General features: G+C 40.7%; 20 protein-coding genes, 3 pseudogenes and 1 riboswitch. Of the genes and pseudogenes, 13 read left to right on the top strand and 10 right to left on the bottom strand.

Annotated elements, in window-relative coordinates; all coding sequences use genetic code 11:
• From H6G68_RS22170 to H6G68_RS22160, 3 genes and pseudogenes are all read left to right on the top strand, one after another.
• A pseudogene (locus H6G68_RS22170) lies at positions 1-170 on the top strand (photosystem II q(b) protein); the annotation flags it as partial.
• Between the two features lie 333 nt (positions 171-503).
• Positions 504-2,690: an HAD-IIB family hydrolase gene (locus H6G68_RS22165; protein ID WP_190908580.1), complete on the top strand. Its 2,187-nt coding sequence runs from the start codon at positions 504-506 to the stop codon at positions 2,688-2,690.
• Positions 2,691-3,025: 335 nt separating this feature from the next.
• Positions 3,026-3,622 carry a hypothetical protein gene (locus H6G68_RS22160; protein WP_190908579.1) on the top strand — a complete coding sequence of 199 codons (597 nt, stop codon included), beginning with the start codon at positions 3,026-3,028 and terminating at the stop codon, positions 3,620-3,622.
• A 230-nt stretch (positions 3,623-3,852) separates the two neighbouring features.
• Here H6G68_RS22160 and H6G68_RS22155 read toward each other — a convergent pair whose 3' ends face one another.
• Positions 3,853-4,284, bottom strand: a complete 432-nt coding sequence (locus tag H6G68_RS22155; protein ID WP_190908578.1) for a hypothetical protein — start codon at positions 4,282-4,284, stop codon at positions 3,853-3,855.
• Positions 4,285-4,640: 356 nt separating this feature from the next.
• Here H6G68_RS22155 and psbQ point away from each other — a divergent pair, with 356 nt between their 5' ends.
• The gene (gene psbQ / locus H6G68_RS22150) at positions 4,641-5,093 is read left to right on the top strand and encodes a photosystem II protein PsbQ (protein WP_190908577.1); all 453 of its coding nucleotides are present in this window, start codon (positions 4,641-4,643) and stop codon (positions 5,091-5,093) included.
• A 344-nt stretch (positions 5,094-5,437) separates the two neighbouring features.
• Positions 5,438-6,580, top strand: a complete 1,143-nt coding sequence (locus tag H6G68_RS22145; RefSeq protein ID WP_190908576.1) for an NAD(P)/FAD-dependent oxidoreductase — start codon at positions 5,438-5,440, stop codon at positions 6,578-6,580.
• Between the two features lie 350 nt (positions 6,581-6,930).
• On the opposite strand, the gene aroA is transcribed toward H6G68_RS22145, so the two are convergent.
• On the bottom strand, positions 6,931-8,280 hold the full coding sequence (aroA, locus tag H6G68_RS22140; RefSeq protein ID WP_190908575.1) for a 3-phosphoshikimate 1-carboxyvinyltransferase: 1,350 nt from the start codon (positions 8,278-8,280) through the stop codon (positions 6,931-6,933).
• 364 nt (positions 8,281-8,644) lie between these two features.
• On the opposite strand from aroA, the gene H6G68_RS22135 reads away from it, so the two are divergent.
• Positions 8,645-9,157: a hypothetical protein gene (locus H6G68_RS22135; RefSeq protein WP_190908574.1), complete on the top strand. Its 513-nt coding sequence runs from the start codon at positions 8,645-8,647 to the stop codon at positions 9,155-9,157.
• A 289-nt stretch (positions 9,158-9,446) separates the two neighbouring features.
• Here the strand turns inward: H6G68_RS22135 and H6G68_RS22125 are convergent, their stop codons facing one another.
• Positions 9,447-9,662 carry a chlorophyll a/b-binding protein gene (locus H6G68_RS22125; RefSeq protein WP_190908572.1) on the bottom strand — a complete coding sequence of 72 codons (216 nt, stop codon included), beginning with the start codon at positions 9,660-9,662 and terminating at the stop codon, positions 9,447-9,449.
• A gap of 395 nt (positions 9,663-10,057) precedes the next feature.
• Here H6G68_RS22125 and H6G68_RS22120 point away from each other — a divergent pair, with 395 nt between their 5' ends.
• The 3 genes from H6G68_RS22120 (at position 10,058) to bioF (ending at position 12,729) form a co-directional block, all read left to right on the top strand.
• On the top strand, positions 10,058-10,804 hold the full coding sequence (locus H6G68_RS22120) for a sucrose-phosphate phosphatase (protein ID WP_190908571.1): 747 nt from the start codon (positions 10,058-10,060) through the stop codon (positions 10,802-10,804).
• Positions 10,801-11,439, top strand: a complete 639-nt coding sequence (gene ruvA / locus H6G68_RS22115) for a Holliday junction branch migration protein RuvA (protein ID WP_071191897.1) — start codon at positions 10,801-10,803, stop codon at positions 11,437-11,439. Before H6G68_RS22120 ends, ruvA begins: the two co-directional genes overlap by 4 nt.
• Before the next feature lie 120 nt (positions 11,440-11,559).
• Entirely contained in the window at positions 11,560-12,729 is a 1,170-nt protein-coding gene (gene bioF, locus H6G68_RS22110) for an 8-amino-7-oxononanoate synthase (protein WP_190908570.1), read from the top strand.
• A 467-nt stretch (positions 12,730-13,196) separates the two neighbouring features.
• Here the strand turns inward: bioF and aspS are convergent, their stop codons facing one another.
• Complete coding sequence (gene aspS, locus H6G68_RS22105; protein WP_190908569.1) at positions 13,197-14,984, bottom strand: aspartate--tRNA ligase; 1,788 nt, start codon at positions 14,982-14,984, stop codon at positions 13,197-13,199.
• A 202-nt stretch (positions 14,985-15,186) separates the two neighbouring features.
• Entirely contained in the window at positions 15,187-15,660 is a 474-nt protein-coding gene (locus H6G68_RS22100) for a DUF29 domain-containing protein (RefSeq protein WP_190908568.1), read from the bottom strand.
• 375 nt (positions 15,661-16,035) lie between these two features.
• Between H6G68_RS22100 and H6G68_RS27370 the strand changes: the two are divergent.
• Both H6G68_RS27370 and H6G68_RS26910 read left to right on the top strand, forming a co-directional pair.
• A pseudogene (locus H6G68_RS27370) lies at positions 16,036-16,752 on the top strand (pentapeptide repeat-containing protein); the annotation flags it as partial.
• A 77-nt stretch (positions 16,753-16,829) separates the two neighbouring features.
• Positions 16,830-16,967 (top strand): annotated as a pseudogene (locus tag H6G68_RS26910) (Uma2 family endonuclease); the annotation flags it as partial.
• A 38-nt stretch (positions 16,968-17,005) separates the two neighbouring features.
• On the opposite strand, the gene H6G68_RS22085 reads toward H6G68_RS26910, so the two are convergent.
• Positions 17,006-17,401, bottom strand: a complete 396-nt coding sequence (locus H6G68_RS22085; protein ID WP_190908567.1) for a hypothetical protein — start codon at positions 17,399-17,401, stop codon at positions 17,006-17,008.
• A 119-nt stretch (positions 17,402-17,520) separates the two neighbouring features.
• Positions 17,521-18,384, bottom strand: a complete 864-nt coding sequence (locus tag H6G68_RS22080; protein WP_190908566.1) for a zinc metalloprotease HtpX — start codon at positions 18,382-18,384, stop codon at positions 17,521-17,523.
• A gap of 244 nt (positions 18,385-18,628) precedes the next feature.
• Positions 18,629-18,692, top strand: a riboswitch (Fluoride riboswitch).
• An 88-nt stretch (positions 18,693-18,780) separates the two neighbouring features.
• On the opposite strand from H6G68_RS22080, the gene H6G68_RS22075 reads away from it, so the two are divergent.
• Together H6G68_RS22075 and H6G68_RS22070 are read left to right on the top strand one after the other, a co-directional pair.
• Entirely contained in the window at positions 18,781-20,415 is a 1,635-nt protein-coding gene (locus H6G68_RS22075) for a cation:proton antiporter (protein WP_190908565.1), read from the top strand.
• Positions 20,412-20,567: a hypothetical protein gene (locus H6G68_RS22070; protein WP_190908564.1), complete on the top strand. Its 156-nt coding sequence runs from the start codon at positions 20,412-20,414 to the stop codon at positions 20,565-20,567. Before H6G68_RS22075 ends, H6G68_RS22070 begins: the two co-directional genes overlap by 4 nt.
• Positions 20,568-20,595: 28 nt before the next feature.
• On the opposite strand, the gene H6G68_RS22065 is transcribed toward H6G68_RS22070, so the two are convergent.
• The 3 genes from H6G68_RS22065 to H6G68_RS22055 form a co-directional block, all read right to left on the bottom strand.
• Positions 20,596-21,318: a hypothetical protein gene (locus H6G68_RS22065; protein ID WP_190908563.1), complete on the bottom strand. Its 723-nt coding sequence runs from the start codon at positions 21,316-21,318 to the stop codon at positions 20,596-20,598.
• Entirely contained in the window at positions 21,311-22,798 is a 1,488-nt protein-coding gene (locus H6G68_RS22060; RefSeq protein ID WP_190908562.1) for an AAA family ATPase, read from the bottom strand. The genes H6G68_RS22065 and H6G68_RS22060 overlap by 8 nt, the downstream gene beginning before the upstream one ends.
• Before the next feature lie 84 nt (positions 22,799-22,882).
• Complete coding sequence (locus H6G68_RS22055; RefSeq protein ID WP_190908561.1) at positions 22,883-24,118, bottom strand: LL-diaminopimelate aminotransferase; 1,236 nt, start codon at positions 24,116-24,118, stop codon at positions 22,883-22,885.
• Positions 24,119-24,300: the final 182 nt, after the last annotated feature.

The raw sequence follows: 24,300 nt of genomic DNA, 5'->3' as shown, positions 1-24,300 counted from the left end.
CAATCATTGATTCTCAAGGTCGTGTAATTGGTACATGGGCTGACGTAATCAACCGCGCTAACCTGGGTATGGAAGTAATGCACGAGCGCAACGCTCACAACTTCCCCCTAGACTTGGCTGCTGGTGATGTTGCTCCTGTTGCAATGAGCGCTCCTGCAATCAACGGTTAATATTTCACAAGAGGCTTGGTTAACCAAGTCTCATTAATAAAAAAGCGTCTTCTGTTCGCAGAAGGCGCTTTTTTTATTATCTACTTATCTGCGTTTCCAATTGCTAAACATAAAAAGTTGACCTACTTATCTTCAAATTGGTAACTCAGTTAATTGCTATGAACTGAAAAACCATAAATTTTCCGAATTTTTTATAGATTCAGATGCTTTAACAAAGTGTTAAACTGCTCAACCTACCTGTATGATGGATGTTTCACATATAACAGTCAAGTCCATTCAGTATAAAAAGGCTAAACATAGCCTGCAATACGGTTAATTATGGAGGAAGACAAGATGTCACAAAATCCAGGGTTATACATTCTACTCGTTAGTGTTCATGGTTTAATTCGTGGTAACAATCTAGAATTAGGAAGAGATGCCGATACTGGTGGACAAACAAAATATGTAGTCGAACTTGCCTGCACATTAGCCAAAAACCCCAAAGTAGAAAGAGTTGATTTAGTCACGCGGTTGGTGAATGACCCAAAAGTGAGTCCTGACTATGCTCAACCAATAGAAATTCTGTCAGACAAAGCCCAAATTATTCGTCTTGCCTGTGGTCCCCGTCGCTACCTTCGCAAAGAAGTTCTCTGGCAGCATTTAGATACCTTTGCAGATGAATTGCTCAGACACATTCGCAAAGTTGGCAGAATACCAAATGTCATTCATACACACTATGCTGACGCTGGATATGTAGGCTGTCGGGTTGCAGGCTGGTTAGGAACGCCCCTTGTACATACGGGTCACTCCCTCGGACGTGTTAAGCAGCAACGATTACTAGAACAGGGAACCAAACAAGAAGTCATTGAAGATCATTTTCATATCAGTACGCGAATTGAAGCAGAGGAAACCACACTTGGTAGTGCAGCCCTAGTTATAGCCAGTACTCATCAAGAAGTTGAGCAGCAGTACAGCGTTTATGACCACTATCAACCAGAAAGAATGGTGGTAATTCCTCCTGGTGTGACTCTGGAGCGTTTCTACCCAGTAGGAGATGATTGGCAGAACCCACCGATTCAAAAGGAATTAGAGCGTTTTCTGAAAGAGCCGCAAAAGCCAATTATCATGGCAATTTCCCGTCCGGCTATTCGTAAAAATGTGCGTAGTCTCATCAAAGCTTATGGCGAAGATCCGGAACTGCGTAACTTAGCCAACCTGGTGATTGTACTGGGAAAACGCGAGGATATCATGACGATGGAATCAGGTCCACGCCAGGTATTTATCGAGATATTGCAATTAATAGATCGCTATGATCTTTATGGTCATATCGCTTATCCCAAACACCACAATGCTGACGATGTACCTGACTTATATCGGCTGACGGCTAAGACAAGAGGAGTTTTCATCAATCCCGCATTGACAGAACCATTTGGACTGACTCTGATTGAGGCCAGTGCTTGTGGTGTCCCTATTATTGCTACTGCTGACGGTGGTCCAAGAGATATCCTATCAGCTTGCGAGAATGGTCTGCTGATTGATCCTCTGAATATTCAAGAAATACAAAATGCATTGCGAACCACTCTGACAGATACTGAACAATGGCAACGCTGGTCTAACAATGGCTTGGTTAATGTCTGCAAACATTTCTCCTGGCATAGTCATGTAGAACAATATCTGGAGCAAGTGCATTTATTTCCCCAACGAAGAGTTCAATCTCTGCTGAGTCCGCTGAGTGAATCTCCAGCAGTCGACCACCCAGACTGGAATATACCTGATACAAACCACCTACCAACTGCTGATCGTTTCCTCGTATGCGAAATAGATAACACATTATTAGGTGATGAGGAAGCCTTGCAACAGTTGATTGAGCAAATTGGGAATCAGGGGGATACAACTGGAGTTGGGATTGCGACTGGTCGCAGCCTCGAAAGTACCTTGAGTATGTTGGAGGAATGGCGATTCCCAATGCCAGATTTGCTAATTACATCAGCAGGAAGTGAAATTTACTATGGTCCCCAAGTGGTACTAGATACAAGTTGGCAAAAACACATTGGCTACAATTGGAAATCCAAGATAATTCGTGCAGCGATGAAGGATATTCCTGGGGTTGAATTACAGCCACCAGAAGCTCAAGGCAAGTTTAAAATCAGCTATTTTGTAGATGAAGAAAAATCGCCTAGCTTCCGGGAAATTATCCGTCATCTGCGTCGCCATCAGCTTCCTGTCAAGGGCATTTATAGCCATAATATGTATCTTGATTTAGTACCTATTCGCGCTTCTAAAGGAGATGCGATTCGTTATGCGGCTTTGAAATGGGGTTTACCTGTTCAACGGTTCTTGGTGGCAGGGGCATCAGGTAATGATGAATCTATGCTGGCTGGGAATACATTAGCCGTTGTGGTTGGGAATTACAGCCAAGAACTTGAAAAGCTGCGGGGCTGTCCACAGATTTATTTTGCTCAAGGGCATTATGCCTGGGGCATTTTGGAAGCGTTGAATTATTATGACTTTTTTGGCAATTTGTCACAAACAAAGTCATAAATGGTGACACTTTAAGGGCAGTTACCATTGGGGATTTTAGATTTTGGATTGTGAAACATAGATAGTGGTTTGGCGCTGTCCATCTGTCACAATCATTTTTCACATTGGTGTTACACACCAACAAAGTCATTTCTCTTCGCAAAGATGCTGCGCTTAGGCGCAGCCTCACCTTTGAAACTTTATGGTTTGGACATAGGTCGAGCATTAGCGTAGCTTACCGTGGGTATCGCTCCGCTAGAAAAGGGTCTATTTCCAGCGGAGTTTTACAATACTTTTTTATGTGGATATAATTATAGATAAATACTTAAAAACCAACACTTTTTTATACAAAAAGTATGTCTGAGACAATAAAAACATCAAATGACTTAACAAAATTGGCTACAGAAAAGGAAAGAGAAGAAAAACTTATGCAAGATGTTCTCCTCTTGTTAGAAAATTTAATTGATAGAGAGGAAATTACAATTAAGTTGATCTTGAACTGTCTCTACGATGTAGGAGCAACTAATCTTATTAATCAAAAGATTCAGTTTCGCACTCTCAATAGAACTATGAAAGTAATTTCCAAAATGTCTAAACCAGCATTCAGGATGATTGCTTGGCAATGGTTTAAGAAGAATTGCCCTAACTTGATTGCTAATTGGCTGCGAAGTAAAATTGAGTTCAAAATAGTAGAAAATGTAACTGTAGAAATAGTCAGAGAAAATCAAGATGCCAATCTCAATTCTCTTTCCCCGACTCAATATCAAATTTACGAAGTGAAACATCTTCGTTCTCAGGTAAAATTGCTCACGGGTATTTTAGTTGGCGCAGTTACGGTGTTAGCTGGTAGCTTTGTTTGGGCAGGTTACTTGGTAGAGCGATCGCATATACAAGTAGTAGAAGAACTGCAAACTCAGGTCAAAACCTTAGAGGCTAACGTTAACAAGCGGTGACATTCTCCACTCTTTATGCCTCCGGCACGCTACGCGAACAGGTAATACAATTACACTTTAAGATTGATACAAATGAACAGACGGGGAGACGCTCCAGATGGGGAGACGCGGAGATTCATTTGCAGCTTTAATTAAGTGATTTGATACAAGTGTGGCTTTGGGATGGTTAACCTGAATTATCCCCAATAGACTTGTCATTCTCGCCCAAAATTTTTTGCTCTCCAACTAATTTAGGGCGCAGGATGTGGGTTAAATATTTCTAATATTTGTCGGCAAATCTGTTTGAGCTTTTCCCCAATTGCAGGAGAAGGAACAGACTCACCCACAAAACTCCATTGTTCTATTGTTGAAAGTCGCCAAACTTGACCACGATGGTCAAATCCCGATACTTCAATACCGATCGCTCGCTGGGATTGATTGATAGGATCTTGATAAAAACGGATTTGAATCAAAATACTGCGACTGCGCCAAGATTTGCTGATTCCCGGAAAGTGAAACCCGATGTCTATGGAATCTGGATCTACTAATTCCCTTGTTTCTGGGTCATTCTGCCAAGGTTTAAGATCCGATTTGGCATCAGGAAACTCCAATTTGAACAAGTTAACTACCGTGGCAATCTTGCTGGCGAGTTCAAGGTTTGTTGCCTGTTCAGATGCGTTCACGACAAAACACTCCTAATCTTGGGTCAGCTTGTGGGGGATATGAAAACAGAAAAATCGCCAGAAGGCTTATCTTATTAGTGTTTCAGCTTATCAATCCCTTGGAAATTTCGCAACTCTCAATCACCGAAACAGTGCTGAGTGCTGTTAGCTTTCTTCTCTACGAGACGCTGAGTCCTGCGGACACGCTGTTCGCGTTCGCGAACGGGGCGTTTAGCCCGTAACAAGTGCTGAGTAACAATTTATGGTGTGGTTAGGAAATTTTCTGCAAAAACCTTTGCTGACAGAACGATAAATCACACAAGCGATCTAAAATGACACTGTAAATCGGCAAACAAACAGCAAATTTATTGGGATTTATGGTGCCTCAACGCTCTATTTTTTCATTGATTCTAGTATTATTGGCAACTTTCCTAATCAGTTGTGGCGGACCTAGTGTCGCAGCTGCACCTCCCACTTATACATCGGCACAAGTGGCGAAAATCCAGGAATATGTTCCAGATATTCAGGTAGTGCGCGATCGCTCAGAAGAATTAAAAAGCCTGATTCAAAACGGTGAATGGATCAATGTAGGTAATTTTATCCACGGTCCAATCACAGAAGCTAGGCTGAATATGACTTATGTTATCCCCAACCTACTACCTCAAGACCAACCAAAAGCACGGCAGATCACCAGAGATTTATTGAGCCACTTGGTTAAAATTGACCAAGCTGCTACCGTCGGTAACACTAGTCTAGCTTTAAGTAACTACAAGGACACCATTGTAGATATTGATAAGTTCCTGCAACTGGTTCCAGAAAGCAGTAACTAAAAAGACGCGGGGACACGGGGACAGGGGGACACGGGGAAAGAGGGACAGGGGGACAGGGGGACACGGGGATCTGAGTCTCCCAGAAAAATCGAATATTTGGTAGCTTCCAATTGGTGGATCTTTTAAGCCCCCACTATATCGGAATCCCCCATCTCCCCATCTCCCCATCTTGAGCGTCTTGAGCGTCTCCCCATCTCCCCATCTTGAGCGTCTCCCCATCTCCCCATCTTGAGCGTCTTCTTCAGACTTTCTTAGCGTCTTCAGTCACAAAATGCTGGGGTGATGGGGTGATAGGGTTAAGGGAGAAACTCCTGACTCTTCACTCCTCACTCTTAACAAAAGTCATGAATGTAGTAATTATCGGTTGTGGTGTAGTTGGGGCGGCGATCGCCTACGAACTGAGCCAAGTTAAAGGTTTGAATATCACGGTTTTCGATAAAAACCCACCAGCACAAGGTTCTACCAGCGCTGCGCTTGGTGTACTGATGGGCGTAATCAGCCACAAAATCAAGGGTAAAGCTTGGCAAATGCGCCAATCAAGTATCCAACGTTATGAAACTTTGATTCCTGAACTAGAAGCTATTACAGGTCGCAAAATCCCTTATAACCGTCAGGGAATTGTGATGCTGTTATCGGAAGATGCAGAACACCCCTTGGAAAGTGGGGTAGAAGTCATGACAGAATGGGAACAATTACGAGAAGTTCGTAAATCTCAAGGTTGGCAGTTAGACGTTTGGGACAATAAACAACTCCAGAAATTCTGTCCGCAAATCAATCACCCCAAAATTATTGGTGCTGTCTATTCTCCTCAAGATCGGCAACTGAATCCCACGGCTTTAACTTTAGCTTTAGTGGATGCGGCTCAACGTAATGGGGTTAATTTTAAATTTGGTGTGAGTGTCCTAAGTAGCCCAACTCCATCATCTCAATTATTGCCGGCAGTTATTGAGCAACTTAAATCTATTGAAACTTCCGAGGGTAAAGTTACTGCTGACTGGTTTATAGTTGCTGCTGGCTTGGGTTCTACGCCACTGACTGCACAATTAAATCAAAAGGTGAATATCCGTCCGGTGCTAGGGCAGGCTTTATACCTCAGTGTAGGGCGGATTTTAGGCAATGCTGACTTTCAACCGGTGATTACTGGTAATGATGTCCATCTTGTACCTATGGGTAGTGGTGACTATTGGGTGGGTGCAACGGTGGAATTCCCCAATGATGGCGATGAGATACCTCCCAATAAAGAATTGCTAGAATTTGTGAAAGCACAAGCGATCGCATTTTGCCCAGATTTAGCCACAGCTAAAATTCTTCGCACTTGGTCGGGTTTACGTCCCCGTCCTGAAGGTAGACCCGCACCAGTAATTGATAAATTACCTGGTTTTAGTAATGTCCTCTTGGCAACTGGTCATTATCGCAATGGAGTTTTACTCGCACCGGCAACAGCTTTAGCCATTCGGGAAATGATATCTTCTTCGGATTCTCGATAAAAAATACTTTGTGCGTAACAGCAAGTCCTAGTTATGGGTCTATAGCAGGAGTCAGGAGTCAGGAGACGCTTCGCAGACCTTCGGTTCAGGAGTCAGGAGTAAAACCCTCTTGTAGTGAGAGTTTCATTATCAATTGATGTCCTAACCACCCTGTCCACGGCTATACTAAAAAACCGCTTTATCAGCGGTTAAGGATTTTTTGTTGAATATTTTTTTTAAGATAGTTCTTCCTTATCAAGATTGAGTATAGCAAATTCAGAGCCGGAAGTCAACATCCTCAACACTTAAAAATTGAAAAGTGAAAATTAAAAATTGAAGAGAGTTATGCTTACGGCTCTATGTTGGAATGGTTAACGACAAACTGCTGCTAAAGTGTTGGTGAAGTTGGGGTAAGAAATAGCCGCAGCTTCGGCGCGGTGAATGGTTGTGGTTCCGGTAGCATTGAGAGCAGCGATCGCTAAACTCATAGCTATACGATGATCTGTATGGCTATCTACGTCAGTTCCCACTAGGGGAGTACCACCAGTAATTTCCATCCCATCTGGTAATTCGGTAATTTTAGCGCCCATTTGATTAAGCTGTTGTGCCATCACGGTAATGCGATCGCTTTCTTTAACTCGCAATTCCGCTGCATCCCGAATAATGGTAGTACCTTCAGCAAATGCCGCCGCTACCGCCAAAATAGGAATTTCATCAATTAATCTGGGTATAATATCCCCAGCAATGGTGCAGCTTTTTAACTGACTAGAACGCACCCGCAAATCTGCAACCGGTTCCCCAGCTACTTCCCGCTGATTTTCCAGTTGAATATCTGCTCCCATCATTGACAAAGCTTCTAAAATCCCAGTGCGGGTAGGATTGACACCGACATTTTCCACAACCAAATCAGAACCGGGAACAATAGATCCAGCGACTAACCAAAAAGCCGCTGAACTGATATCACCAGGAACAACGACTTTTTGACCATAGAGTTTAGCATTCCCCGTCACCGTAACACTGTTGGTTTCTGGGTCTATAGTCAATTCTGCCCCAAAAGCTCTTAACATTCGCTCACTGTGATCCCGTGATAAAGCGGGTTCGGTGACAGTAGTTTTACCCTCGGTGTTTAAACCTGCAAGCAGAATACAGGATTTAACTTGAGCCGAAGCGATGGGAGAATGATAGTGAATGGGTTTGAGGGCTTGTCCTTGAATCGCTAAAGGTGCTAAAGAGTTACCTTTGCGTCCCCAGATTTCTGCGGCCATTTGTTGTAAAGGTTTGACAACACGGGACATGGGACGCGATCGCAAGGAATCATCACCTGTAACTGTAAAAAACCGCCCTGGGTGGGAAGCTAACAGCCCTAACATCAATCTGATGGTTGTACCAGAGTTACCCGCGTTTAACACATCCACAGGTTCTTGGAAATTCCCCAGTCCAATTCCTTTAACCCGCACAAATTCTGTATTTAATTCCGAAATTTCTGCACCTAGCAATCGAAAACAGCTAGCAGTGCTGCGGGGGTCTTCTCCTAACAGCAGTCCTTGAATTTGAGTTTCACCTTCAGCGATCGCACCCAACATTAAAGCCCGGTGAGAAATAGATTTATCCCCAGGAACCTGGAGCCGACCCTGTAGAGACAGTCCAGAGGGGGGTCGCTGAATAGTCAAGTTATGAGAACTGTTTTCTTGAGTTTCTAAAGTTATAACAGCAGCCGACATTAGGATACACTGGCTTCTAAATAGACTGAAAATCTTTTAGTGACTTTATTTGCTGTCACTTGGGACTTCCTGCCTAGTATCCTATCGCTTTTCGTTATCTAAAAACACTCCCTCTATTTTGAGGCGATATTCTCAGGGCTTGGAGAAAAATATTCCCAGACTCGCTTTTTGTAGAAAAAGCATCATTTTTTTGTGTTTACCTGGAGATATTAACTGTTTGCATCCGAATTTGTCTAGATTAATAAACCAGTAGATTCAGTTAATATTAAGCAGGTTTTAGCTTAAACAGCAGAAAAAGAATGCTGATTTTCTAGATCCCCTCGTGTTGATTTGATTTTATTCGCTCCTCACCCTTGTTGCTCCCATGCTCACCAATCACCGCAAACCCGTGTGCTTATCGGTTATTTCCACTGACCTACCAGTTTGGTCTGTGGTTGAAACTGCCGGAACGTTGTATCAAAAAGATACTGATCGCTTTCATTTACTATTGACAGCACCACCCTTAATTAGTTGTGAAGTTGGGAGTTCTCTGAATCCAGAAGATAGCCCTAGCCACAATCATCAAAGCCCTTATCCCCCCAGCAGTCCCAGAATTTTGTGGCTGGAGATTTCCCCTTATCGAGTAACTATGACTATGCAAGGAAATGGTCAAGTTAGTTACCGTCATTTCTGGGAAGAGGGAGTTTATGGCATTAGTCGTTATTGGTTACCAACTGAGTCATTACAACCTCACAAGCCTATACGTCTCCGCAATTTTACTAAAAGCTTGCACCTAGGCGGAAAAAGTTTACCAGAGCATTTGCGACTGGAGTATGAATTGTGGTCAGAAAAAGTCCAACTAGGACACTATATCCTCAATTTAGAAATTCACCATTGATCATCAACGCAGGTATTGGAGTTAGGTAAATCCGTACAATTAAAAGTAACTTAGGACTCTTCTTTGAGTTGGAAAATATACGAAAGGTGGGCAATGCCCACCCTACGAGACTTAAAATTTTATGGCTACGCCACGCAAGCTATCAAATATCATTTATGGTATCAAGTCCGGCTAATTGCTTATCAAAAAGCTCGACCCATCTGTGCATTAGCCCTAATGATAAGTATTTAACCGGACACAATATAAGTATGGCTACGCCACGCAAGCTATGAGCAATCAAAACGGATTCTTATAGATTGGCCAAAATACCAAAAATACCGTGTCCGGTCACTACTTCTAAGGCTATGAGAGATATAAACCCAATCATTGCTAAACGACCGTTGAGCAATTCTGCATAGGAGGTGAAACCAGTGCGATCGCCTTGTTCGTCTACATAAACCTTTGGCTCAATCGCAAAGTTGTTGAGTTTACCTTGGTCGTCAATAATAGCAGTATTTGTACGCATTGGTTTATCCTTTTTTTCCTTATGTTAAGAAGTGTAACATTAAAATTAATATTTGTAAACTTTTTTGGTAATGCGGCTGATTTTTAATCCTGATTGCCATTTAGTTGCTGATGTCTGCGTACACACCAACAGCCGCACCATTCAAGGTTGTCCGAAATGGCGGATTAGTCTATTAGACATAGGAGTGAAAATTAAATGTGCGTTTCTGGATAACGCATATTTCATTTCTGGAGATGTCTATGACAAGGATTCAAAAATCGGTGGTGACGTTTGGGGTGAGATAGACGAGTTCAGCTGGATCACGCGCTGTAATACTTCTCATCCATCATATCTATATAGAAGTTGCAAAAACAGCATACACTTTTTGTTGATTAACCTAACAAAAGGAGTGGGCTGTGACTAAGTTTTTATTCGTCACCGATTTAGATCATACCTTCGTAGGCGATGATCAGGCATTATTGGAGTTGAGCGATCGCTTGCAAAGACACCGTGAAAAACATGGGACAAAAATAGTCTACTCTACAGGTCGCTCTCCAACTCTATATCAAGAACTCCAACAGGAAAAAAATCTCTTTTCACCAGATGCTCTGGTTCTGTCTGTGGGTACAGAAATCTATTTAGATGGTAGCAACAATCCTGATCCACAATGGTCAAGTATCCTGTCTCAAGGGTGGGATAGCCAAAAAATCTTATCTATCACTGAGCAATTCCCAGAATTAGTGCTACAACCAGATACAGAACAACGTCCTTTCAAGGTCAGCTTTTTCCTGAAGGAAGAATTGTCAGGCATACTACCACAACTTGAGTCTGAGTTGCAAAAAACTAAATTAAATGTAAAGTTAATTTATAGTAGCGGAATAGACCTTGACATTTTACCCCTGACCAGCGATAAAGGTCAAGCAATGCAGTTTCTCCGTCAGAAGTGGAAATTTGCAGCCGAGCAGACTGTTGTTTGTGGCGATTCGGGTAATGATATTGCTTTATTCGCTGTAGGTAGGGAACGGGGAATCATTGTCGGAAATGCTCGTCCAGAGTTACTCCAATGGCATAATCAGAATCCTGCGGACTACCGTTACCTCGCACAAAACCGTTGTGCTGCTGGGATTATGGAAGGACTAACATATTTTGGTTTCCTAGAATGATTAGCTATCTCAAAGGTATTGTTGCTGGTGTGCAAACGGTTGGCTCTAATCGCGTCATGTTGACGTTAGAAGTAAATGGCATGGGTTACGATTTATATATTCCCCAACGTCTGGCTAACCAATTGACATCAACTGGGGATGTGGTACAAATTTTTACCCATTACCAGATTCGGGAAGAAGTACCTTTACTCTACGGTTTTTCTTCCCCTTCAGAACGGGATTTATTTCGTCATTTGCTCAGTGTTACCGGTATTGGTGCAGCTTTAGCGATCGCGCTGTTGGATACTTTAGAATTACCAGAGTTAGTCCAAGCCATTATTGCGGCTAACACTCAAATGTTAATTCAAGCTCCCGGTGTGGGCAAAAAAACCGCTGAACGCATTTGTTTAGAACTGAAAAGCAAACTGATTGAGTGGCGCAAATCAGCAGGCTTCTTCGTCGCTACAGGTGGGCCAGCACCAGGAATTTTAGAAGAAGTGCAAATGACTCTTTTTGCTTTGGGATATACTGCCCATGAAGTCAGTCATGCTCTGCACGTAGTCAGCGAAAATATTGGTTTACCCAAAGATGCCTATGTGGAAGATTGGATTAAACAAGCGATCGCACATCTGAGCAATACTGAAGCTGGGGTGTAGGAGTCAGAAGAGTTGTGAGTACCGAGTACCTAGTACCTAGTACCGAATGGTTTTAGCTTTGAATTTAGATTCTGTACCTCATTTATTTGCAATCTGCTGTAATACATCAAGTTCTGAGTAATGAATCATAATCCTTATGCTTGGATAGAGGAATCTCTGGCAACTATACATCAGGCTAACTGGTATCGTTCAGTACAGACAATTCACAGTCGTCCTGGTGCAACTGTGCTTTTATCTGGGCAAGAGGTGATTAATTTTGCCAGTAATGACTACTTGGGACTGGCAGGTGATGAACGCTTACAAACAGCCGCTATTGCTGCGATTCAAGAATTTGGAACTGGTAGCACAGGTTCTCGATTACTCAGTGGACATAGAGAATTACACAGAGATTTAGAACAAGGGATAGCATCTACTAAACAAACAGAAGAAGCAGTAGTATTTAGTTCTGGTTATTTAGCTAATATAGGTACAATTACAGCCTTAGTCGGTAAACGAGATTTAATCTTATCTGATCAATATAATCATTCCAGTTTAAAAAGTGGGGCAGTTCTCAGCGGGGCTACTATTGTTGAATATCCGCATAATAGTACTGCATTACTAGTGAAAACCTTACAAGAACAACGCCACAACTACAGACGCTGTTTACTTATTACAGATAGCGTCTTCAGCATGGACGGTGATTTATGTCCCTTACCTGAATTACTGGATTTAGCTGAAGAATTTAATTGTATGCTCTTATTAGATGAGGCGCACGCTACTGGAGTCATGGGAAAGACAGGCGCTGGCTGTGTAGAACATTTCGGCTGTACAGGTAGAGAATTAATTCAAATTGGGACTTTAAGTAAAGCTTTGGGTAGTTTAGGGGGATATGTAGCCGCAAGTAACGCCCTCATTGACTTTTTGCGAAATCGCGCCCCCAGTTGGATTTACACCACTGCGCTTTCACCAGCAGACACAGCAGCAGCTTTAGCCGCAATTAAGATAGTACAACAAGAACCCCAACGCCGTCAGCAATTGTGGCGGAATGTTGATTATTTGAAACAATTAATCAAAGAGTATTTACCTAATTTACAATTATTACCTACAGAATCTGCAATATTATGTTTTCAATTATCTGATGCAGCGACAGCGTTAAAAGCGGGAAAGCAATTAAGAGAAGCGGGTATTTTTGCACCTGCAATTCGTCCTCCTACAGTCCCCACAAGTCGGATTAGAATATCAGTCATGGCGACACATGAAAAAGAGCATATTGAGAAATTGGTGGAAGTTTTGAAATCAATGCAACTATAGCCAGACGCGGGGAAGTGGAGATGTGGAGGTGGGCAGGGCTGTTTCATTCGCTGGTGTTGGAGATTTGTCAAGAGGATAATCTCACGCAAAGGCGCAAAGACGCAAAGAAAAATTATGTATTTTGGGCTGAAGACGCAAAAATTTTTCACTAACATTCTTTAATTTGCATAATTAGGGCGGGCAGGACTTGTACTGAGCTTGTCGAAGTATGCCCACCCCACAAGAGTTTTAGTTCTAGGCAATATGCAAGTTATAGCAGGAGGCAGGAGGCAGAGGGCAGGAGGCAGGAGGGAAAGCCTTATTATATCTAAGTTTCAAGGATTAATAATGTGCTAATTATCCTGGCTACAGCTATAAATTTCCAACAGCTTATCATGTTCGCTTAATTACTTATCAAAAAAGCTCACCGTGTCTCCGCGTCACCGCGTCAGCCTTAATGATAAGTCTTTAACCAAACACGATATTACTTAGGCTTTAGGCTTGAAAGTCGAAGCAACGTGCAGTTCTTTTAATTGTTTTGCATCTACACTGGAAGGTGCATCTGTTAACAAACAACGTGCTTGTTGTGTTTTTGGAAAAGCAATGACATCACGAATTGATTCTTCTCCAGATAACAACATTACCAAACGGTCTACACCGTAAGCAATGCCACCATGAGGAGGAGTTCCATATTCAAAAGCTTCTAACAAAAAGCCAAATTTACTTTGTGCTTCTTCTGGTGATAAACCAATCGCTTCAAACACCTGTTCTTGAATTTCGCGTTGATAAATCCGCAGACTTCCACCACCTATTTCAAAACCATTAAACACCAAATCATAGGCTTGAGCGCGGGCAGTTTTTAAGTCGTGCAAATCGTCAGGATGAGGTGCTGTGAAGGGGTGGTGTAATGCTTCCAGACGTTTTTCATCAGCATTCCACTCAAACATGGGGAAATCTGTAATCCAGAGTAAATTGAGTTTATCTGCTGGAATTAAATTAAATTCCCTGGCTGCAAATTGGCGGAGTCTGTCTAAAGTTTTGTTTACAGTTGCGGTATCAGCTGCTGCAAATAATAACAAATGACCGGCTTTTGCACCTGTGCGGGTTAAGATTTCCTGCTTTTGTTCGGGTGTGAGGTTATCTTTAATTGCACCGATAGTGTCAATTTCGCCATTTTCCCGAACGCGGATATATGCTAAACCTTTTGCACCGGCTTCTGCTGCTTCTTTAAAGATGTCGCCACCTGGTTTGATGCGAACATTAGAAATTGCGTCATTACCGTTAGGAATGGGGAGGATTTTGACGATACCACCGTTAGCAATAGCTTCTCGAAAAACTTTAAAACCAGAATCTTTTAAGACATCAGAAACATCAACTAATTCCAAACCGTAGCGGGTGTCTGGTTTATCGCTTCCATACTTATTCATCGCATCAGCGTAGGTGAGACGAGGGAAAGGATGAGGTAAATCGATGCCTTTAACGGTTTTGAAAATATGACAAACTAACTTTTCGTTGAGTTCAATAATTTCATTTTCAGACATGAAACTCATTTCCATGTCTAATTGTGTAAATTCTGGTTGTCTATCGGCGCGTAAATCTTCATCCCGGAAACATCGCGCAATTTGATAGTATCTATCCATACCGGATACCATCAATAATTGTTTAAATAGTTGCGGTGATTGGGGTAAAGCAAACCACTCATTGGGATTAACGCGACTGGGTAGGATGTAATCTCTTGCACCTTCGGGGGTGGAACGGGTGAGAATGGGGGTTTCGACTTCGATAAAACCTTCTAAATCTTCCAAGTAGCGTCGCATAGCTTTGATGACTTGGTGACGCAATTGCATATTTTGCGCCATGCGATCGCGTCGCAAGTCCAAATAACGATATTTTAACCGCAATTCTTCCCGGACTGGATCGTTGTTACCACTAGCAACTTGGAAAGGTAGTTGCTTGCGAATGGAGTTCAGTAATTCAATTTTATCGGCGTAGATTTCGACTTCGCCGGTGGGGATGCGGGGATTTAGGGATTCTGGGGGACGTTGGGTGACTCTGCCAGTGATAGCGACAACATATTCATTGCGTAGGGTGTTAGCCTCAGAGTAAGAATCGGGAGTACGTTGAGGATCACTGACAATTTGGACTAGCCCAGAGCGATCGCGCAAATCTAAAAATGTCACTCCTCCATGATCGCGGTAACGGTCTACCCAACCGTATAAAGTAACAGTTTCTCCAATATCTTCTTTTCGGAGTTCTCCGCAATAGTGAGTTCGCATAGTAATTAGTTCTTTTTTTCCGGGCTAGATTGGCTAGTAAATGTCAAAGCTTTCCCATTATCCAGCATCAATACTAATTCTAGTAGTTTTAGTCCCAGAAAAATCAGCCAATCTGGCAAACTGAATCTTTGGCAGTCGTTCTCTCGGAAATTTCATGTTTTTATATTTACCAATGCATACTTAGGAAGCTTGCCCACGCAGGTTAATAGACATCTCCATAAAAATCTTCATCTAATAACTGTTCTAAAGTAAAAGGAAAATCGAGGGGATATTCTGATTCATCAGGTTTTCTCATTCCTAATTTAGCATTTTTACTTTCTTTAATTGCCAGTTTGCGAGCATCAGCATAAGCAGGAGAAATAACTTCATGAAGATAATTTTTAAAAGAAGGATTTTCTTCTAAATCTTTTTTGACTCGAAAGCGATGTTCTGTCACAGAACTATACCAACTGCCTTTCATCATTTCTGGAGCATCAGCTTGAACGGTCAACTTGAGTAAATGAGCAATCAAGATTGTTAAATTACTCAAAAATGATCGTTTCTCTGATTTACCCATATCTTCTAATTCTAAAAGCAAATGTTCCCAATCAACATCATGAAAATGTTGTTCTTTGATTTGTTCAATAATCGTTTCTCGCCAAAGATTAAAATCTTGTTCATAGAGTTGATTATTCATATAATAATCCCAGGAAATTAGACTCTTATTTTAATTTATAGCAGGAGTCAGGAGTCAGGAGTCAGGAGGAGGCAGTGCGGTGGACGGGTTCCCCGGCATAAAGCAACTGCCGTTCAGGAGTAAAACCCTCTTGTGATGTCCTAACCACCCTGTCCACGGCTATATTTTAAAAATATTTGCCTACGAGTACCAAAAGCCGAATTTAACAAAATTTTGCCATAATCAGGAATAATGCCCAGCAAATATGTATAGAATCTAAGCAATAAACTCTTGTTGACGCGATTATGCCGCCAGACTACTCCGGTAAAAATCTCCGAGGGCGCTCTTTTAAAGGTCAAAACCTGACAGGATTTTGCTAGACCAGGTAATACTGGCAAGGTGCAGAACCAAAATGAAGACACTGAATTATCTATCCAGAGTATTGAAAATAAAGGTGATGGCGTAGTTGTTGTTAAGGTGAATGCACCTGAAGGTGCTGATAAAGAAAAGATTCACAGTGACTTTACTCAAAATTATCAATTAGCATTAGCAGCAGTAGAAGAAAAATATAAATCACTTTTACAAGCAAAAAATGAGGAAATAATTTTCCATCGTCAACAAAGTGGAAAAATTCCAGAAATGATTATGTCATTAGCCAATAAACCTATTAATGTTCAAATTGATAACAAAGTGGAGAATAAAAATATGACTAACAGTAATGATTCCAGTCGTAAAGTTGAAATTGGTAGTGTTGGTAGAGATTTTAATGCTAGTGGACAAGCTTTAAATTTAGGTGAAATTAGCGGTACAGTAACAAATACTATTAATGAATTACCACCTGCACCCGAACCTGAGAAACCGGGAATTAAGGAAATTTTGACACAACTGCAAACAGCAATTGAAGCTGATTCTGATTTAACACCAAAAGATAAAGAAAAGGCACTCAAGCAAGTCAAAGCTTTAGCAGAAGCAGCACAAAATCCTCAAGAAAAACAAGATTTAGCAGATACAGCAATTACAATGTTAAAGGGTATTCTCATGAGTGTACCCACATTGCTTGAAGAATGTAGTAAGCTGTTCCCGCTAATTTCTGGTTTTCTGGGTTTAGGTTAAAAATGCCGTTAAGATGGGAGGTAGAACCTCCCGGAAGGCATTCCCAGTCGGAGACTGGGAACGAGGAACTGGGAACTTGGCTAATTAATCCTCAAGATAAACAAGTAGAAATTTATCGCCAAAATCAAGAAGTAGAAGTTTTACAATCTCCGACAAGTTTATCTGGAGAAGATGTATTACCCGGTTTGGTTTTAGATTTACAACCAATTTTTTGATGAGGGATACAGTCATCCTATATCCCTACATATTGTGATTATTTATCTTGAGAACGAGGGGCGTTAAAGGCTTCCCAGGCGGCTTTTGCGGCATTTTGGAAGCGATCGCTAAAATCTGCGATATCTTTAGACATTAAGTACCAATTTCTTTCCAATTCTTCTTGAATTCTCGCCCAAGAATATTCTAAGCGCTCACGTTCAATGAGTTTGTCTCTTTCAATTACTTCCCGTGCTTGACGCACAGCATTTAAATAGGTTTCACGGGTGAGAGTACCAGCAGATTCAGCTTCAGCTTGGGCGCGTTTTTTAATCGCTTCCAATAGTGCTGTAGTTTCCTGCTTAACTTCATCTGTGTGTCCGTTTTCCCTGGCGTTTTCCCTGGTTTGAAGACTAATTTCTACGATTTCTATAGATTCGATGTTGTTAGTAGTCATGGTTGCCACATCCTGTTGGTAAAGTTTACTTGCGGATGAACATTGCACCTATAATGATCATAATTTGGTCATTAGTTAATTGGGGATTTGCCAAGATACTTATGACCAAAGACAGATTATCAACGACTAATAAGTTGGCCTTCTAATTGAAGCAAAGCTGCTACACGCGCTTCAGTCGCTGGGTGACTAGAGAAAAGATTCCCCAAAAACTGCCCAGAAATGGGATTTATAATTAATAATGGTTCAAAAGCTGGATTAGCATTCAAAGGCATTTGTTTGGCTATAGATTCTAACCGTTGCAAAGCCCTAGCTAAAGCGCGGGGATTACCTGTTAATTTAGCAGCACCAGCATCAGCAGAAAATTCTCTGGTGCGGGAAATTGCCAACTGAATAATTGTCGCCGCTATCGGTGCAAGCATGACTGTTGCCAGCACTCCCAAAGGATTTCCGCCTCTTTCATTATCCCGTGAACCGCCACCAAACCAAAGGCTATAACTCAACATTTGTGCAAGGAAAGAAATCGCACCGGCGACAGTTGCAGCAACGGCTTGAGTTAAGGTATCACGATTAATAATGTGGGTGAGTTCGTGAGCAATCACACCTTCTAATTCCTCCTCTGGGAGGATGTTTAAAATCCCTTCAGTGACAGCTACAGCAGCGTGTTCTGGATCTCTTCCTGTGGCGAAAGCGTTGGCAGTTTGTCCAGGAACAATGTAAACTCCTGGCATGGGGATATTAGCACGGGCTGATAGTCTTTCTACCATGCGATAAAGTCCCGGTGCTTGGGCTTCGCTAACAGGTTGGGCATGATAAACTGCTAAGGCAATTTTATCAGATTGATACCAAGAAAACAGGTTAGTAACTGCTGCTAACCCAATGCCTATGATCAACCCACCTGTACCACCAATCACCCAATAACTAATTGCAATTAATAAGCCACTTAATGCTGCCAGCAAAGCCGTAGTTTTCAGTTGATTTCCCATATTGATAACTCTCCTACTTATGCTGTGTTAATTTGTTTAACTTTTTCTGGACAACAGCATCTTTTTAGCCACTCCTTGATTGTATCGAGTTCAACTTTGAGGTACAGTGATGAAAACCTGTTATTGGAGTACGGTTTTCCCGCTGATAATTGGAAAATATCAGCGAATTAGGCATATAAAACTTAAAGAGTGCCTCTTTTATAAATTTGGATAACCAAAGACAAAATGATGTAGTGTAGATAAAGCTATTAACGGCGATGGAACTCGCCAAAACCGCCCTTTAAAAGGCTGATAGTTCCTACTTTTCCGACTTGCTGCGGGAGAGTAGGCTATGGCTAAAACCTAACTCCCCTGTAGAAAGTATCTGTCTACAAATCGCACTTTCAGGAGTTAGGAATGTTATTGAGTATCATTTGGATTTTATTGATGGGCTTCTTTGTGGGACAAATTGCCCGTCGGTTAGGCGCTCCACCTTTAATTGGGATGATTTTGGTGGGGATTTTGCTTGGTTCTCAAGTAGGGAATGTTATCAGCGCAGATGTGTTAAATGCTGCCGATGAGTTAAGAACTTTGGCGGTGATGATTATTTTGATGAAGGCGGGATTAGGGCTAGATAGAGAAAAACTGGCTCAACAGGGAACTGTGGCGCTGCGTTTGGGATTTTTGCCGGCGACTACGGAAGCGATCGCTATTTGCCTTGCTTCTATGGTAATTTTTCAGTTAGACTTTCCCACCGGCTTGCTGTTAGGCTGTGTAATTGGCGCTGAATCTCCCGCTGTGATTGTACCGGGAATGCTGAGACTTAAAAGTTTAGGTTGGGGTGTAACCAAAGGTATACCCGATGCAATTTTAACTGGTAGCGCTTTATCTGATGTGCTGCTATTGCTAGTCTTCAGCCTCTTGCTGAGTTTCTTGGGTAAAGGAGGAGTTGAGCAAATTACTCTTTTTGGCGGATTCACTTTAACAGCTTTGCAACTGCTGCCGTTACAAATTATCATGCAGATATGCTTGGGGCTGTTGTTTGGTTATTTAGCCGCGCGGTTGCTGGTTTCACTCTTAACCAAACAAAACTGGACACAAAATGCCGTTCAAGATACGATTATCGCCGCTGGGTTAGCTTTATTTCTGGTAATTGTCGCTCATGGGTTACCGTTTTTTTCTGGTTATTTAGCGACAATGGCTTTAGGATTTTTCTTAATTGAGTTAGATGCACCCTTAGCTAGAAGATTGCGAAACGGGTTTGATAGCTTATGGATAGTAGCGGAGATTTTCCTGTTTGTCTTGTTGGGTGCAAGTATTCAACTGCAAGTATTATCTAAGATTTTGTTACCCGGTATTTTAATTCTGGCCATTGGTTTATTTATCGGGCGCACGGTAGGCTGGTATCTCTCGACTTTAGGTAGTAATTGGAATTGGCGCGAAAGACTGTTTTTGCTACCGGGAAACTCCGCAAAAGCCACAGTGCAAGCGGCGATTGGGGCGATTCCCCTAGCCCAAGGTATAGCGGGAGGAGAGATCATTTTAGCGATCGCTGCCCTTTCGATTATAACCACTGCACCTTTAGGCGCTTGGGCAACTATGGCTTTTGCACCCAAATTATTAACCAGGGGAGAAGTAGATCCCACAAAGGTGACAGTGGCTACCCATACTCTGTTACTAGCAGCGGTGGATACCTCAGATTTAGCGCCAGAAGTCTTGACAAAGGTAGCAGATTTAGCCCGTCGCAGTCATGGAGATGCGATCGTTTTACACGTAGTTAACACCGCAAACGAGCCAGCTATTCAACAATTACAGCAACAAACTAAAAAGCTGCTATCAGATATTAAATATGAGTTTTTAACCGTTACCGGCGCAGTTCCCGAAGAAATTATTCGCATCGCCCAAGAGTATCATGTTACTGCAATTGTCATGGGAAAACGCGGACATCGACCTTGGGAACAAGTGCTGATTGGTTCAGTATCACAAGCAGTATTAGAAGCAAGTCCCATACCTGTAATCTTGCTAGAAAACCGTGATACCAATTCTATGTGAGACTGCGCTTTATTGACGTAGGGGCAATTCATGAATTGCCCCTACAGCGCATTGGTTTGAGTAAGTATTTTTCTGTGCATTTGCAAGAAGGGCGGACTGTGGCTACTTATAAACGGGTAAAAGCTGAACAATCTGATGATATTCAAAGCTAAATAAATTTATTCGATAATGCTTAATTGATTATAACAAGTCTTTTAAATTTATCCTGATTTCTGTTTCTAAATCATTATCTTGATTACAAAAACACTGAACTCTGATTTTATCTTGTCCTCTTAAAATTGTCCGACAAGTTAATATACCTAATTTCCTATAAGTTTGTAAAATTGAATATAGTTGGCTATCATTCTCACCTTCGGACTTCCTTTTTTCAGAGAATGTTTTATAAAATAAAATTCCTTTAAAATCTAGATATATTTCTTCTTCTTGATAACCTTGCTTGAGATTTAAGTGATTATTGAGAACGAGTAACATACATACTCTCGACATTGCAGAACTAAACTTTTCTTCAATTTTATCTAATTCTTTGTTGTCTATGCTAGATTTTAATTCAATTAAAATAATATTTAACCTATAACTACTTTCATACTTTTGTAAAACTAAAATAGCGCATTCCGTAGTTTTGCTGCTAGTTGAGATACCGGGTATATCTTTTTCTAAGTTAATTTTCCAAATTCTTTCTACTTGGGACTTCTCGTCAACATAGTTTAATTCCTGAATAGATACCTTTTTCAATTTTGCATTAGCATTTTTTTCAGTAATTTCAATATTCTCATTTTCAGTCACAGGAATTTCAATAATAAATTCTTGTTGAAATAAAGCTTTGTGTAATTCATCTCTGAGTAAAGGAACATTTATATTGTTGGGATTATTTAAAAAATACTTATTTTGCTGGCTTTTACTCATCTTCAACCTCATCTTCCTGACGGTAAATATAATCTGTCAGAATGCGAAGCGATTTATCTAAATTATTTTCAACTTCTCTAAAGTTTCTAAAATAGATTCCATAATCACTGCTTTCATAGTCAATAATTTTATCACCTGTGAAGAAATAAACACCCACCTTTTCTTTTGCTATAGATACAAATGAATCAACATATTTTAATTGATTATCTTCAATAATTTTTTCTACATTAACACCATGTTGATTTTTCAGAACATCCAGATATATATAGTTATTAATAGCATTGGCTAAAATTGAACTATGGGTTGTGATTAATACTTTATTTCCTGTTTGACTTTGAATAAACTGTATTAATATATTTAGTAATTTAATTTGATTCTCAGGATGTAAATTCACCTCCGGTTCATCTATCATTAAAAAATTATCTTTTTCTGATGCCCAATCTCTTAAATATAAATAGAGAAGTGTTAATTGATTGACAGATGAAGAAGCTAAATGCATAGGCAAAGGTTCATCAATAGCATCAATTTTAAAATAAAATTCTATCAGACTAATTCCTTTCATACTAATAGGTTTTATTTCCCCTCCAATAATCTCTTGTAACTGTTGAACAAGATTGATATAATGTTCTTCAACGCTTTCTTCAATATTTAGAGAAAAAAGTTTTTCAAAAACCTGATTCATCGGTTCTGTATATTTTCTTTTAAAAACATCTAATTCTTCAACATCTGATAATTCAATTTTACCTTTTTTCCGACGATTTTCCAGTAAATCTACAAGTTTTTTGATATCTTGTTCACGTTGCTTTCTATCAATCTCATAAATATAACGATAGAATGTAGGAAAGAAAATTCGACTAGCAGGTAAGAAAAAAGTTTCATGCTGATGTTTCAACATTGTTCTAATGATTGTCGAAATTAGCAGAAATTTCTTTTCATCCAGTAAATCTCGGTCTAAATATTTTTTAGGAATTATTTCTTTAATAGTTTCTGGTAATTGTTTTTCTTCAAATCTATATATTAAATGACCTTGATCTTTCTTAACTTCTATATACTCTAATGTATCCTCTTCATCATGTGCTATTTTGACAACTACTTGAACTGGTTGCTCCTTTAATTCAGATATTTCATAATCAAAATTAATCTCAACATTATTTAATATTTTTGACTGGTTACCTGTATTAAATATCTCTTTTTTCGTTTCTTTTTGCAAAAACAAACTATATCTATCCAAAATTTGTCCCAGTAATTCAGAAGTCACTTCTACATAGTTGACATTTTCAAGAAATTGATTATCAATAATATCTAAATTATTACGTGCAAATTTATGAATTATCTCTTGATTAAAAATTGCCCATAATAATTGAGCTACATAACTTTTGCCACTGTTATTGCGTCCAACAAACACAAAAAAATCTTTAGACAAATCAATGGCTTGAGTATTATTTTTAATAGAACCTAAATTTTTGATGATCAATTTCATATAAATTTGCCTCTAAATTAGTTTACTGATAAATCAAGTCTAACAAAAACTAGGGTGGGCATTGCCCACCACAAACTACTCAACCTAAACCTTAAATTTCTCAGTGATCCGTTTCATTGCTTCTTCGACATTTTCCCGACTATTAAATGCGGAAATGCGGAAATAACCTTCACCCGCAGCACCAAAACCAGAACCAGGAGTTCCCACAACATTTACAGTTTCTAGTAGCTTATCGAAAAATTCCCAACTGGATAAACCATGAGGAGTTTTCACCCAAACGTAAGGTGCATTCACACCACCATAAACTGATAAACCGGCGGCTGTTAATTGCTCCCGAATGATTTTGGCATTTTCTAAATAGAAGCTTACCAAAGCTTTAATTTGTGCTTGTCCTTCTTCAGAATAAACCGCTTCCGCACCTCGTTGGACAATGTAAGAAACGCCATTAAATTTGGTAGACTGGCGGCGGTTCCACAACTTCCACAATTCCACATTTGAACCATCAGCGGCTTTAGCTGTGAGTGTTTTGGGAACGACGGTTAAAGCGCAACGTGTGCCGGTAAAGCCTGCATTTTTAGAAAAGGAACGAAACTCAATTGCACAATCTCTTGCACCTTCAATCTCGTAAATCGAGTGGGGAAGGGAAGAATCGGTGATATAAGCTTCGTAAGCAGCGTCAAAAAAGATGATTGAACCGTTTGTTTTTGCGTAATCTACCCAAGCTTTTAGGTGTTCTTTGGTGGCGGTAGCGCCGGTGGGGTTATTGGGGAAGCAGAGATAAATTAAATCAACTTTTTGAGAAGGAATCTGTGCGGTAAAGTTGTTTTCAGCGGTGACAGGGAGATAAACTAAACCGTCAAATTCGCCTTTATCGTTGGCGTTCCCGGTGTTTCCCGCCATGACGTTAGTATCGACATACACGGGGTAAACTGGGTCAGTTACGGCTATGGTGTTATCATGACCAAAAATATCGAGAATATTGCCGTTATCGCACTTGGAACCGTCGGAAATGAAGATTTCATCAGCTTCTATTGCTGCTCCCCTGGCTTGGAAATCATGGGCGGCGATTTTCTCCCGTAACCAAGCATAACCTTGTTCTGGGCCATAGCCTTTGAAAGTTGTGCGATCGCCCATATCTTCCACAGCTTTAATCATAGCTGTGCGGCAAGCGTCTGGTAAAGGTTCGGTGACATCACCAATCCCCAAGCGGATGATTTTAGCATCAGGATTGGCTTGTGCAAAGGCATTTACCCGGCGACCAATTTCCGGAAATAGATAACCGGCTTTTAGCTTCAGGTAGTTGTCGTTAATAGTTGCCATATTAGATATTGAAAAAACGCACGTTTATCAGCTTATATCATGTTCACTTAATTACTTATCAAAAAAACTCAAACTATCAGTCCTAATTGTAAGTTTTTAGAACTTACGCAAGACTAAGGGAAAAAACGAACCGCGTATCCCTTACGGAACCGTCAGGAAAGACGCAAAGGACACAAAGAAAA

Source organism: Anabaena catenula FACHB-362, from assembly GCF_014698735.1.
GTDB classification, from domain to species: domain Bacteria; phylum Cyanobacteriota; class Cyanobacteriia; order Cyanobacteriales; family Nostocaceae; genus Anabaena; species Anabaena variabilis_A.
The sequence above is the reverse complement of the archived record's forward strand: the minus strand, read 5'-3'. Positions and strand labels throughout refer to the sequence as shown.